We start from the raw sequence: 13,442 nt of genomic DNA, 5'->3' as shown, positions 1-13,442 counted from the left end.
TTTTGTGATTTTCACGATTTGTGGAAGGGATATTCGACATCACCGTCGAATATAGTAATACATAGCCTGAAAGGAGGAGTTCATCTATGAAATTCAACATTCGCGGTGAAAATATTGAGGTAACTCCAGCATTAAGGGAATATGTAGAGAAGAAGCTAAGTAAGCTTGATCGCTATTTTGATACATTCCCGGAAATTAAAGTAAACCTTAAGGTGTATTCTGATCAGCAACGTGTGGAAGTGAACATTCCGTTTCCAGATTTATTGCTTCGTGCCGAGGAAGCTCATATAGATATGTACGCAGCAATTGATTTGGTTGTTGATAAATTAGAACGGCAAATTCGTAAGCATAAAACAAAGGTACATCGCAAAGTGCGTGAAAAGGTCGCAGTAGCAGCAACAGCAGCTGCAGCTCAGGAGATTGTGGAAGAGGATGATATTGAGCTTGTGCGTACGAAGCGATTTGACCTCAAGCCAATGGATATTGAGGAAGCAATTTTGCAGATGAACATGCTAGGACATAACTTCTTCGTGTTTACAAATTCTGAAACAAATGAAACAAGTGTTGTGTATACACGTAAGGATGGAAAATACGGCTTAATTGAGACAAAATAATCGTTTATACGGGCACGGTCCGAATGGATCGTGCCTTTCTTATGAGATCAGAAAGTAGAACTTTTTGGAGCATTGTCTAATGAATGCGATGTGCTCCGCAAGACTCTGTGTACTATCGTTTAGTCAGATCCCCAACCTCCCCCCTGCGTTTGTCCTTTTCCTATAGTATTGGCATATTTTTAATGCAAGTGTTACAATTAGCCTATCCGTACTTTTCGTTCTTATTTTAAAAGTCCTCATATCATGTATATAAATGAACCATTAGGGAAGTTTTTAATCTTTATATGGTGAAAGCAATGATAAAATAGCATTCTTAGTTCAGTCGAAAAATTTTTCAGTAAAAGAGGAGCGTATTGCCATGATTGGTATTTTAAAAAAGGTGTTTGATACGAATCAACGTCAAATTAACCGTATGCAAAAAATCGTGGATCAGATAGAAGCACTAGAGCCGCAGATTTCCGCTTTATCGGACGAGCAGCTGCAGGCAAAAACACCAGAATTTAAGGAACGTCTCGCAAAAGGTGAAACGTTGGATGATTTGCTTCCAGAAGCATTCGCAGTTGTGCGTGAGGCTGCGAAGCGTGTCCTTGGCATGCGCCCGTATCCGGTCCAGCTTACAGGAGGCATTGCTCTTCATGAAGGAAACATTGCCGAGATGAAAACGGGGGAAGGGAAAACATTAACTTCTGCACTCCCGGTATATTTGAACGCCTTAACAGGAAAAGGCGTCCATGTTGTGACAGTAAATGAATACTTAGCGCATCGTGATGCAACGGAGATGGGAAGGCTTCATGAGTTTCTCGGCCTAACGGTGGGCCTAAACTTGAACTCGTTATCCCGTGAGGAAAAGCAAGCGGCCTATGCAGCTGATATTACGTACACGACAAATAATGAGCTTGGCTTTGATTATTTACGCGATAACATGGTGCTGTATAAGGAACAATGTGTACAACGACCGCTTTCTTTTGCAATTATTGACGAGGTAGACTCGATTTTAATTGACGAAGCGCGTACACCGCTTATTATTTCTGGACAAGCGAAAAAGTCAGCAGAGCTGTATGTGTTTGCGAATGCATTTGTTCGCACGCTTAATAAGGAAGTTCATTTTTCATATGATGAAAAAACAAAAAATGTTATGCTGACAGAAGAGGGCATCACAAAGGCAGAAAAAGCGTTTCATATTGAAAACCTGTTTGATTTAAAGCATGTAACGCTGCTGCATCATATTAATCAAGCGCTCCGTGCACATGTTGTTATGCAGCGCGATATTGACTACGTTGTGCAGGACGGCGAAATTGTGATTGTTGACCAATTCACAGGTCGATTAATGAAGGGGCGTCGTTATAGCGAAGGCTTGCACCAAGCAATCGAGGCAAAGGAAGGCGTCGAAATTCAAAATGAGAGCATGACGCTTGCGACGATTACATTCCAAAACTATTTCCGTATGTACGAAAAACTTGCTGGTATGACTGGTACAGCAAAGACGGAAGAGGAGGAATTCCGCAATATTTATAACATGAACGTACTTGTAATCCCGACAAATCGCCCTGTGCAGCGTGATGATCGACCAGATTTAATTTTTAAATCGATGGAGGGCAAGTTTAACGCGGTTGTAGAGGACATTGTCGAGCGCCATCGCAAAGGACAGCCTGTTCTTGTCGGTACAGTTGCGATTGAAACATCGGAGCTGATTTCGAAAATCCTTACGCGCAAGGGAGTGCGCCATAACGTATTAAACGCAAAAAACCATGCTCGTGAAGCGGAGATTATTGCGGATGCCGGGCAAAAGGGCGCGGTAACGATTGCAACAAACATGGCGGGGCGCGGTACGGATATTAAGCTTGGAGAAGGCGTGAAGGAAGTTGGCGGTCTTGCGGTTATTGGTACAGAGCGCCATGAAAGCCGACGCATTGACAATCAGCTGCGCGGTCGTTCAGGACGTCAAGGCGACCCGGGTGTAACGCAGTTCTACTTATCTATGGAGGATGAGCTGATGCGCCGCTTTGGCTCTGATAACATGAAAATGATGATGGATCGTCTTGGTATGGATGATGCACAGCCAATTGAAAGTAAAATGGTCTCTCGTGCAGTAGAGTCCGCGCAAAAACGTGTTGAGGGCAATAACTTTGATGCCCGTAAGCAGCTTTTGCAATATGATGATGTGCTTCGTCAGCAGCGCGAGGTTATTTATAAGCAGCGTCAAGATGTACTCGAAGCAGAAAACCTGCGCACGATTATTGAAGGTATGATGCACGGTACGGTTGAAAGAGCTGTAGCGGCTCATACAGCAGAGGATCTTGAGGAAGAATGGAACATAAAAGGTTTAATTACTTTCCTTGAGACAACTGTTCTTGAAGAAGGCGATGTAACAGAGGACGAGCTGCGCCGCCTTGCTCCGGAGGAAATGACGGAGGTCATCATACAAAAGGTGAAGGAGCATTATGATGCAAAGGAGCAGCAGCTTCCGTATGAACAGCTTCGTGAATTTGAGAAGGTAGTTGTGCTTCGTGTTGTTGATTCGAAGTGGATGGAGCATATTGATGCGATGGATCATTTACGCGAAGGTATTCATTTGCGCGCTTACGGTCAAATCGATCCGCTTCGCGAGTACCAAATGGAAGGCTTTGCGATGTTTGAGGCAATGATTGCGGCAATCGAAGAAGAAGTGTCCCGCTACATTATGAAGGCGCAAATCGAAAACAACTTAGAGCGTCAAGAGGTTGCGCAAGGAGAGGCTGTTCATCCCAAAGATGACGGCGGTGAGGTAAAGAAAAAGCCTGTTGTCAAGGGTGAGCAAATCGGTCGCAATGAACCATGTCCGTGCGGCAGCGGCAAGAAATATAAGGCCTGTCACGGTGCCTTAGAATAAAGTTAGGCATAGTTTTCTTCTTTCCTCGAGTGAATGGTTGACTTCAAGCAGGGATTTGAGGGAAGATACAACATATAAGTGTCATGCGGGCAAACTCTCTCTGCTTAGGCAGAGGGAGTTTGCTTTGTGAGTAAGCTGTCTTCAAATACAATATAGAGGTGGATAACATGGAATTAGCAGAAATTCGGCAAGAGTTAGAGAAAATGGCTAAGCGATTAGCGGACTTTAGGGGGTCTCTTTGACCTTGCTGGCAAAGAGCAGCGCATTGAGGAATTAGATGAAACGATGTCTGATCCTAGCTTTTGGGATGACCAAAAAAGCGCACAGGTTGTTATTAACGAAGCGAATGCGCTAAAGGAGCAGGTTGGGCAGTTTAACGAAATGAATGAAATGCATGAAAACCTTGAATTAACATATGAGCTTGTGAAGGAAGAATACGATGAAGAACTGAAGCAGGAGCTCGAGCGTGAGGTTCGTGTGCTATTGCAAAACATGAACGAATTTGAGCTTCAGCAGCTGCTAAGCGATCCATATGACAAAAACAACGCGATCTTAGAATTGCATCCGGGTGCGGGCGGAACAGAGTCGCAGGACTGGGGCAGCATGCTGCTGCGCATGTATACGCGCTGGGCAGAAAAGCGCGGCTTCAAAGTAGAAACGCTCGACTATCTGCCGGGTGACGAAGCGGGTATTAAGAGCGTCACGCTTTCTATTAAAGGACATAATGCGTACGGGTATTTAAAAGCCGAAAAAGGTGTACATCGCCTTGTGCGTATTTCTCCATTTGATTCTTCAGGCCGCCGTCATACATCGTTTGTATCCTGCGAGGTTATGCCGGAGTTTGATGACAATATTGAAATTGAAATCCGCACTGAGGATTTGAAAATCGATACGTACCGAGCGAGCGGTGCGGGCGGACAGCATATTAATACGACGGATTCTGCTGTTCGTATTACACATGTTCCTACAAATACGGTTGTAACATGCCAGACAGAGCGTTCACAAATTAAAAACCGTGAGCGTGCAATGAAAATGCTACAGGCGAAGCTCTATCAAAAGAAATTGGAAGAGCAGCAGGCGGAATTGGATGAAATTCGCGGTGAACAAAAGGAAATCGGCTGGGGCAGCCAAATTCGTTCCTACGTTTTCCATCCATATTCCCTTGTGAAGGATCACCGTACAAATACCGAGATCGGAAATGTACAGGCAGTTATGGATGGCGAAATTGATGCGTTCATTGACGCATATCTACGCTCCCGTATGGCATAAGAAAGCGGAGCCGATTACTCAGCTCCGGAGGATAAACAACACGCGCGGTTCGGCGCAAGCTAATTCAAGGAAGCATTCCTTGTGTTCCTCGCCATGGAAGGTCTTTTTTCCTTTTGCGGCGAGGTTCTTTTATAGATAAATAGGGCAGGCAGCTAACTTGCCTTACTATTGGCTAATAAAAAATGCCAACGCGATGTTGGCGAATGGGGAGAAAGAGGAAAGGAATCTCTATCTTCTCTCTATGTCGGGGAGTGCAAGGGGAAGAGAAGTTGGATGACAGCTTCTCTTTTTATGAATGGCATGTATATCATAACCGACATACATATTTGCTGTAAAAAGTCGAAAATTAAGGAATATACAGAGGAGGCTTACGATAATCCTTCTTGCAATTCCCGGTTTCGGCAGGACAGAAAATAGAAAAATATTAGTATGTATACAAAGAGACATACATTTTGTTTTGGAGGATTTTAACGTGAAACGGAATGAAGTAGATTATCATCCAAGGATAGCAATCATCTTAGAATATGTGTACATTCTTCTTGGTTCTGCTATTATAGCTATTGTTTTTAACGTAGTTTTATTGCCAAATAAAATTGCTTCGGGCGGTGTAAGCGGCATTAGTACGATTTTGTATGAAGTATTTGGGTGGCAGCCTGCTTATGTACAATGGGCTTTTAATATCCCGTTGTTTATTGCGGGGGTTATACTGCTCGGTAAGCAATTTGGGGCAAAAACGCTTGTAGGCACTCTGTTTTTACCTTTCGTTGTGTATCTATCAAGGGATTTGCAGCCGGCGACACATGAACCATTGCTTGGTGCTTTATTTGGCGGCGTTGGTGTTGGCGTTGGTCTTGGGATTGTCTTTCGCGGGAAAGCTTCTACAGGCGGAACGGATTTAGCGGCGCAAATTGTTCATAAGTATACAGGACTTAGTCTTGGGATATGCGTTGCAGTCATCGATGGCTTGATCGTGGCAACATCTGCAATGGTGTTCAGCTTAGAGAGCGGGATGTATGCCCTGCTGAGCTTATATGTAACAAGCAAAACAATTGATATCGTCCAAGTCGGCTTTAGTCGATCCAAAACAGCGCTCATTATTACGAATTGTGAGCAGGAAGTGAGACGCGGCATTTTTGAGGAAATCGACCGTGGTGTGACAAGATTCCCAGGACAGGGCGGCTTTACGGATGATGAACGCCCTGTATTGATGTGTGTTGTGCATCAACGGGAGTTCACAAAATTGAAACAACTTGTGCGGCGTCTTGATCCTTCAGCTTTTGTCATTGTAATGGATGCATCAGAGGTACTTGGGGAAGGCTTTAGCAGAGCATAATTCTTTTTTTAAATCGAAGAAGGGTTATTATAATAAAAAGATGGGATAAAACTCTTTCCAAATTAGGAGGCGAAATAAATGAACAAGAAATTGCTAGCTCTTGTTGCAGGGGCAGTTCTTATTCTAAGCTTGGGCGCATGCGGGAACAAGGAAGAAAACACATCTTCTGATTCAACCTCTAATCAAGCAGCAAGCAGCGGCGCAGATCCGGATAAAGTGTATCAGCAAAGCTGTGCAAGCTGTCACGGCAATGATCTCCAAGGTCAAATTGGGCCAAATTTACAAAAGGTTGGAAATAAATACACACAAGAAGAAATTGAGAAGATTATTCTAAAAGGACGCGGCGGCATGCCGGCTGGGATTGTTAAGGGCGACGATGCAACCAAGATTGCAGAATGGCTTTCCCAAAAAAAATAAAATGATAAAACCTTCTGCCGCTTAAGGCAGAAGGTTTTATCATCTTTAGCTAAGAAAGGCTCTCTCCTCCGCGGGAATTTTAAGTGTAAAGTATTAGTGCAACTATGCCTCTGTTTTCGTCAATTGACGGGTTTTCTTTATTTGGGAAAATATACCCCTTGTTTTTTGTTTGTAACAAAACTGTAATAAAAATGTAGACGCATTTGAAAAATAATGATGTTACAATGAGGAGCGTAGCTAAATACGTTTATTTTTTTTGTGTAGAATTTAAGGGAATTTGTCGTATAGATTGGGAAAATGTCGAAGGGAAAATATGTTTGATCGGGTGGTATAATTATGATAAGAATGAACAATGTATATAAAACATATCCAAACGGCGTAAAAGCTATTAATGGGATTTCCGTGAACATTAAGCAGGGCGAATTTCTTTATGTAGTTGGACCGAGCGGTGCAGGGAAATCAACCTTTATTAAGATGATGTACCGCGAGCAAAAGCCGACTACGGGCTCTATTAACGTAAATGGCATTTCGCTTGAATCGTTGAGTGAGCGGGATGTTCCATATTTCCGTCGTCAAATCGGCGTAATCTTTCAGAACTATCGTCTTCTTCCAAAGCTTACTGTATATGAAAACGTGGCATTTGCCTTAGAGGTGATTGAAGAGGATCCAGAAGTGATTAAGAAGCGCGTGATGGAAGTATTGAAGCTTGTGAAACTCGAGCATAAAGCCGAATCGCTTCCAAATCAGCTTTCCGGCGGCGAGCAGCAGCGCGTAGCGATTGCCCGCGCCATTGTGAATAAGCCGAAGGTTGTAATTGCAGACGAGCCGACAGGGAATCTGGATATGAACACTTCTTGGGATATTATGGATATTTTTAAAGAGATCAATTCGCAAGGCACAACGGTCATTATGGCAACTCATAATGCTGATATTGTGAATACAATTCGCAACCGCGTAATCGCAATCGAAGGTGGAAAAATTGTGCGAGACGAGGCTGAGGGAGGATACGGCTATGAAGATTAAAACCTTTTCCCGGCATTTGCGTGAAGGAGCGAAAAGTCTAGCGCGGAATGGCTGGATGACATTTGCTTCTATCAGTGCTGTTACAATTACACTCTTGCTGGTTGGTGTATTTTTGGCAGTTATTATGAATATGAACTATTTTGCTTCAAAGGTTGAAAATGATGTGGAAATCCGCGTACACATTGATCCAGCCGCTACTAAAGAGGATCAGGAGGCCTTAAAAGCAAGTATTCAAGGTATTCCAGAAATTAATTCTATTAAGTTTTCTTCTAAGGAAAAAGAATTACAGCGTGTAATTGAAAGCTTTGGAGAGAGCGGCAAGTCTTTCGAGCTGTTTGAGCAGGATAATCCGCTGAAGGACGTATATATTGTAAAAACGAAGAAGCCAGCTGATACGGTAAAAGCGGCGAAAAAAATTGAAAAACTACAGTATGTAAGCATGGTACAGTACGGAAAAGGCCAGATTGAAAAGCTCTTCAGCACGGTGAAAATTGGACGTAACATCGGAGTGGTCTTAATTGCCGGTCTGTTATTCACAGCAATGTTTTTAATTTCGAATACGATTAAGATTACAATTTATGCAAGAAGTACAGAAATTGAGATTATGAAGCTTGTAGGTGCGACGAATTGGTTCATTCGCTGGCCGTTTTTGCTTGAGGGCTTATTCCTCGGCGTTCTCGGTTCTATCCTGCCGATTGCTTTAATTTTATCAGCATACAGCTCTGTGCTCGGCATACTGAATGAAAAATTGACAGGTACGATTTTTGAAATGCTCCCTTATAATCCATTTGTGTTCCAAATTTCTGCCCTTCTTCTGCTTATCGGTGCGGTTATTGGAATGTGGGGAAGTGTAATGTCGGTACGTAAATTCTTGAAAGTATAAGAATACGCCGGTAAAAAGTTGCAAACATATTTCGTACAAGCTTATCATATAGTAGACATAGATTAGGCATCGCACAGTAGTGTGATGCCTTTTCATACACGTACATACAGCTCAGCCAGGTTTTCTTGTATCTATAAATTCGGTTGAAGGGCTGAAACATTATGCGAACCGGAAAGGAGAATTCCGCATTGAAACGTAAAGTAGCTATCATTTGGATTATTGCGGCATTTTTGTTAGGAGCAGGCGGAATGTTTGCCGGCGTACGTTATTGGCTTGGGGCAGGACAATTGCCGCAAGCAGGCTTATTGCAATCGGATTCTGCAACGAAGGAATCTGATTTACAAAAGATTGAACAGGCATATGACCTAATCGATTCCCGTTATGTGAAGGATGTGGATGATCATAAGCTTGTAGAGGGAGCCATTCAAGGGATGCTTGAAACACTAAAGGATCCATACTCTACTTATATGGATAAGGAAACAGCTACCCAATTTCAACAATCTCTGGACTCATCACTAGAAGGAATCGGTGCAGAGGTGAATAAGGTTGACGACAAGCTGATTATCGTTTCTCCAATTAAGGATTCGCCTGCTGAGAGAGCGGGGATTAAACCAAATGACCAAATTGTAGCAGTAGATGGAGAGAGCGTAGCGGATTTAACGCGTGAAGAGGCAGTACTGAAAATTCGAGGGAAAAAAGGGACTGTTGTAACGCTTGATATTAAACGTCCAGGAACGGATGATACAATCACGTTTAAAATTAAACGAGATACGATTCCAATGCTAACAGTGTTTAGTTCGATTAAGAAGGAGAACGGAAAGGATATTGGATATCTGCAAATTACCTCCTTCTCGGAAGATACAGCGAAGGAATTTGAAAGCAAGCTTGAAGAGCTGGAGAAGAAGGATATTGCAGGCCTTGTCATTGACGTACGCGGGAATCCAGGCGGGTATTTAGAAAGTGTACAATCGATTTTGAAGGAGCTTGTAACGGATAAAAAGCCAATACTGCAAATCGAAGATCGAAACGGCAAGAAACAAAAGTACTTTACAGATTTAAAGGAACGTAAGCCGTATCCAATTGCTGTATTAATTGATAACGGCAGCGCATCCGCATCTGAAATTTTGGCAGGAGCGCTTAAGGAAGCGGAAGGATACCCGCTTATTGGTATAAAATCATTTGGAAAAGGAACGGTTCAGCAGGCAGTACCGATGGCCGATGGCAGCAATATTAAGCTGACGATGTTCAAATGGCTGACACCAGAGGGAAATTGGATTCATCAAAAAGGAATTGAACCAACGCTGGAAGTTAAGCAGCCAGATTACTATTATGCTACGCCGATTCAGTTTGAAAAAACCTTGTCCTTCAATGATAACAACGAGCAGGTGAAAAGTGCGCAGCAGTTATTGAAGGATCTTGGTTACGAGACAGGACGCGAGGACGGCTACTTTAACAAAGAAACAGAAACAGCGGTTAAAACATTCCAACAGGCAAACAAGCTTGAAGCAACTGGAAAAATTGATAAAAAGACAGCAGAAGTGATTCAAAACAAAGTAATAGAAAAAATTCGATCCGGTGAAAATGATCTGCAGCTGCAAGCAGCGGTGAAATTGTTGGCGAAATAAGACAGGGATTTTATAGAAATTGTCGAAAGTATACAGACAAGGTGTCTGTATACTTTTTTTATAGGCAAAAATCGAAAACAGCCGTGAATATGGTAAACTTAAAACAGAAAGCTTATGAGTAAGGTGGTGTAGCAATGAGCATATTTGTTTCAGAAATAATTAACGCATTTGGACGCTTTTTCCTGCATCCTGTTTTTTATATATTTTTCATTAGCAGCCTGCTGGTTGGATATTGGCGCGTGAAGCGGGAGCGTAAGGATTTTTCATTTAAAGTGTATGATGTTTGGTATGAGCTGCGTACGTCTGTCATGGCTGGATTTGGCTTTGGCGTTATATTATCTGTCATTTCTGTTGGTATCGGTATTGTTCTTTCAAAGGCAAGTCTTTTCATCATTGCCTGTTGGACTATTGTGTTTGCACTTCTTATGCAATATCGCTACTTGTCAGCTGCATACAGCTTTGGCATCGCTATTTTTTATTTCGCGTTTTCTCCAGCATGGACGACAGGGCAGGATGCGGTGGATACATGGCTGGCAGACAGCAGTGCTACTAATTTAACAGCGCTTGCGGTACTGATGTCATTTCTGCTTATTGTGGAAGGCCTGCTTATTTTAGGACGAGCTTCCCGCACATCTACGCCGAAGATTTTAAAAGGAAAGCGTGGTATGCATATTGGTATGCATGTTTGCAAGAGGCTTTGGTTTGTACCGATTTTTATATTAGTGCCAGGCGATGCAATTACGAAGCTATTCGCTTGGTGGCCGGTGATAACCATTGATGCTAAGGCCTTTTCTCTTTTCCTTGTACCGTTTAGCGTCGGGTTTTCCAAGTCTATAAAAGGGCAGCTCCCTAGCCAGGCAATCTTTTATACCGGGCGCCGTGTAGCTGGTTTGGGTCTTCTTGTGCTTTTGTTAGCGATTATTAGCTATTGGCTGCCAGGTATTGCGCTTGCGGCTGCAGGTGCCGCAATGCTTGGCCGATTTTCTATTACTATTCGCGAGCAAATGGGGGATGAAAAGCAACCAGCGTTTTTCTCGCCGAAGGGTGCTGGTTTAATGATTTTAGATACGCTTCCGAATTCACCTGCCGAGGAAATGGGCCTTAAGCCAGGAGAGATTATTGCAAAGGTGAACGGTGTTGTACCAAAATCGCTTCGCGAGTTTTATCAGGCACTTCAGCACAATGCATCAGGCGCCTTCTGCAAGCTTGAGGTCATTGATGCCAATGCCGAGCCGCGCATACTCCAGCGCGCTATGTTCGCTAACGATCATCATGAGCTGGGGATTATTTTCGTGCAGCGTGAGTATGATTGGGGCACAGAAGCGGTATAATTCTGTGATTTTTCATAAACATTTATAATCATTTCACAATGGCTTTAGGACGGAATTGGATAAATATATCAAAGAAAAAAGCTACGTACGATTTCTTTACTGTAGCTTTTTTTATCATTTTCCGACAGAAGATCCCCGCTTCAAGCACGAGATGGGCGCAGCCCAGTGGTAAGGAGAGCACTGAAAAAGTATGTGCTTTCGGCAAATACAGAGATTTTTATCGATATATGTAAAATAAAAACAAGCTAACCATCTACATATAGTAGGTGATCAGCTTGTTTTTCTCTTTAAGTGAACTTTTTCAGTGCCCTCGTGGTAAGTGGGGGATGAATGTCGGCTAGGCGATCGCCTAGCATGTTTTGTGAATAGGGAAATCTCAATATACAAACATATGTTCTTTTTGGTATATAGTTACCAAAATGAACCAAAAGGGAAGGATCCATCTTGTTGCAGAGAGCAGAAATGCTCTCTTTTTTTAGGCAGTTTTTTGCGGATATTGTTGCTTTTGCTTCTTGTCCAGCAGCACGTATACGGCACTGTGGGAAGCGATGGGGAGTTAGAAATGAGAGGCTGGTTGCAAGAGGTGAATAGCCTCTTGCTTATATTGAAACACGTTCTTTTATTCCTGCAGCAACAATTCTTTAGAAAAGAACCTTTTTTTATAAGAAAAAGTTTATGTTTTTTAGAACTTTCACTGTATTTTCTTTTTTCTCTACTACAATGCAAAGTGTAGACAAGATAGCTTATTGAAAAGGAGGTGACAGTGATGAAAAAAGGGAAATGGCTCGTGTGGGCGCTTATTACAGTAGCGGTATTTGTAATTGCGCGCATCACATTCCAGCAGTTTCATGTTTTTGGAGGAGGAGGCTTCAGTCAGCAAGGCATGTCTCAGTTCCAAGGCAATGGATTCGCTCAAGGCGGACATTTCCGCGGCGGTGCAGATTTTCATAGAATGGGCAGACATGGCCATATGCATGGCTTTGGTATTATCCATCTCCTCATTCAAGCAGGCCTTTTCGTAATCGGATGGGTGACATGGAAGTTGGCGGCGGGCAATCAGGTCCGCAAATGGATCGGAATCGTACTTATGGTATGGGGAGCTGTTCTATTATTACCAAAGGTGCTGATTCTTCCAGCTATTCTTGTGACGGCTTACCTTGCTTATAAAACCAGCCGAAATAGGAATGCTTCTTCTGCAAATTATGGACAGGCAGAAGCAGCAGGCTTCTCTAGCCTGGATTCACATAAACTTGACTATTTAGATGAATGGGAAAATAAGATTCGTAAGGAGGAACAGTAAGATGGGCATTTTTAGACGGATAAAGAATATCGCACTTGCTGATATTCACGACGTGCTTGATAAAGCGGAAGATCCGATCAGCATGGTGAAGCAATATTTGCGCGAAATGGAGGAGCAGCTCGTAAAGGCGCAGCAAGCCCTATCAGAGCAGTTATTTTTGGAGAAAAAGTATGAAATGCTTGTTGTACAGGCGCAGGAGACTGTTGAGAAGCGTCTTAGACAGGCAAATCTTGCGGTAGACCGAAATGAGGATGAAATTGCAAAATTAGCGCTGCAGGATAAAATTGTACAGGAACGCAAGCTTGCATCGTACAAGCAGCAGCATGAAGCAATGCAAGCACAAACTGCTAATTTGTATGAAAAGGTGAAGGCTCTGCAGGAAAAGTATGAAGAGCTGAAGCTGAAGCAGCAGGAGCTGATTGCAAGAGCACATGCAGCGAAGGCTGTGAAGGAAATCAATACAACGATCGCATCCTTTAGCGCGGATAACGCAATGCGCGGCTTTGCCAGAATGGAAGAGCGCATATGGGCGTTAGAAGCGGAAGCGAAAGCAAGCCAAGAATTTGCAGCTCCACATCAGCCGAGCATGAACCCCCTCTTGCAGGCTGAAGTGGAACAGCAATTGGAGCAGTTAAAAGCAGCGAAGGCTTAAGCAGGACAAGCTGCTTTAATCGGTTAGACCCTTTCTCATGTATGCCTTACCCCCTTTTAATATAGAATGTGTTATCCCTCCGTTTAGGAGGGATTTTTTTTGATAAATTGGTAATTTGGATTTTTT

Annotated in this window: 11 protein-coding genes; all 11 read left to right on the top strand. The window is 43.0% G+C overall.

Features of this window, described 5'->3' with window-relative positions; genetic code table 11:
- Positions 1–86 precede the first annotated feature (86 nt).
- The 11 genes from hpf (at position 87) to AC6HZ4_RS24895 (ending at position 13,316) form a co-directional block, all read left to right on the top strand.
- On the top strand, positions 87–614 hold the full coding sequence (gene hpf / locus AC6HZ4_RS24945; protein ID WP_497492554.1) for a ribosome hibernation-promoting factor, HPF/YfiA family: 528 nt from the start codon (positions 87–89) through the stop codon (positions 612–614).
- A 358-nt stretch (positions 615–972) separates the two neighbouring features.
- On the top strand, positions 973–3,483 hold the full coding sequence (secA, locus tag AC6HZ4_RS24940; protein ID WP_497492553.1) for a preprotein translocase subunit SecA: 2,511 nt from the start codon (positions 973–975) through the stop codon (positions 3,481–3,483).
- A gap of 167 nt (positions 3,484–3,650) precedes the next feature.
- A protein-coding gene (gene prfB, locus AC6HZ4_RS24935) for a peptide chain release factor 2 (RefSeq protein ID WP_497492552.1) occupies positions 3,651–4,752 on the top strand; the annotation gives its coding sequence in 2 pieces (ribosomal slippage) (positions 3,651–3,722 and positions 3,724–4,752; 1,101 coding nt in all).
- Between the two features lie 472 nt (positions 4,753–5,224).
- Complete coding sequence (locus tag AC6HZ4_RS24930; RefSeq protein ID WP_497492551.1) at positions 5,225–6,085, top strand: YitT family protein; 861 nt, start codon at positions 5,225–5,227, stop codon at positions 6,083–6,085.
- Between the two features lie 78 nt (positions 6,086–6,163).
- Positions 6,164–6,502 (top strand): cytochrome c551, encoded by a 339-nt coding sequence (cccB, locus tag AC6HZ4_RS24925; RefSeq protein WP_497492550.1) that lies wholly within the window; start codon positions 6,164–6,166, stop codon positions 6,500–6,502.
- 336 nt (positions 6,503–6,838) lie between these two features.
- On the top strand, positions 6,839–7,525 hold the full coding sequence (gene ftsE, locus AC6HZ4_RS24920; protein WP_497492549.1) for a cell division ATP-binding protein FtsE: 687 nt from the start codon (positions 6,839–6,841) through the stop codon (positions 7,523–7,525).
- Positions 7,515–8,408 carry a permease-like cell division protein FtsX gene (gene ftsX / locus AC6HZ4_RS24915; protein WP_497492548.1) on the top strand — a complete coding sequence of 298 codons (894 nt, stop codon included), beginning with the start codon at positions 7,515–7,517 and terminating at the stop codon, positions 8,406–8,408. Before ftsE ends, ftsX begins: the two co-directional genes overlap by 11 nt.
- Positions 8,409–8,596: 188 nt before the next feature.
- A complete protein-coding gene (locus AC6HZ4_RS24910; RefSeq protein ID WP_497492547.1) occupies positions 8,597–10,033 on the top strand; it encodes a S41 family peptidase in 1,437 nt (478 codons plus the stop codon).
- A gap of 134 nt (positions 10,034–10,167) precedes the next feature.
- Positions 10,168–11,364, top strand: a complete 1,197-nt coding sequence (locus AC6HZ4_RS24905; protein WP_497492546.1) for a PDZ domain-containing protein — start codon at positions 10,168–10,170, stop codon at positions 11,362–11,364.
- A 766-nt stretch (positions 11,365–12,130) separates the two neighbouring features.
- Positions 12,131–12,664: a hypothetical protein gene (locus AC6HZ4_RS24900; protein ID WP_497492545.1), complete on the top strand. Its 534-nt coding sequence runs from the start codon at positions 12,131–12,133 to the stop codon at positions 12,662–12,664.
- 1 nt (position 12,665) lies between these two features.
- The gene (locus AC6HZ4_RS24895; RefSeq protein ID WP_497492544.1) at positions 12,666–13,316 is read left to right on the top strand and encodes a PspA/IM30 family protein; all 651 of its coding nucleotides are present in this window, start codon (positions 12,666–12,668) and stop codon (positions 13,314–13,316) included.
- The last annotated feature ends 126 nt before the right edge of the window (positions 13,317–13,442 follow it).

It is taken from the genome of Ectobacillus sp. OTK (genome assembly GCF_059698935.1).
The sequence above is the reverse complement of the archived record's forward strand: the minus strand, read 5'-3'. Positions and strand labels throughout refer to the sequence as shown.

What these genes read in the sequence shown, in the direction of transcription:
- AC6HZ4_RS24905 (WP_497492546.1), top strand. Translation starts at nt 10,168, where the DNA reads ATGAGCATATTTGTTTCAGAAATAATTAACGCATTTGGACGCTTTTTC.
- AC6HZ4_RS24900 (WP_497492545.1), top strand. Translation starts at nt 12,131, where the DNA reads ATGAAAAAAGGGAAATGGCTCGTGTGGGCGCTTATTACAGTAGCGGTA.
- cccB (WP_497492550.1), top strand. Translation starts at nt 6,164, where the DNA reads ATGAACAAGAAATTGCTAGCTCTTGTTGCAGGGGCAGTTCTTATTCTA.
- ftsX (WP_497492548.1), top strand. Translation starts at nt 7,515, where the DNA reads ATGAAGATTAAAACCTTTTCCCGGCATTTGCGTGAAGGAGCGAAAAGT.
- secA (WP_497492553.1), top strand. Translation starts at nt 973, where the DNA reads ATGATTGGTATTTTAAAAAAGGTGTTTGATACGAATCAACGTCAAATT.
- AC6HZ4_RS24895 (WP_497492544.1), top strand. Translation starts at nt 12,666, where the DNA reads ATGGGCATTTTTAGACGGATAAAGAATATCGCACTTGCTGATATTCAC.
- hpf (WP_497492554.1), top strand. Translation starts at nt 87, where the DNA reads ATGAAATTCAACATTCGCGGTGAAAATATTGAGGTAACTCCAGCATTA.
- ftsE (WP_497492549.1), top strand. Translation starts at nt 6,839, where the DNA reads ATGATAAGAATGAACAATGTATATAAAACATATCCAAACGGCGTAAAA.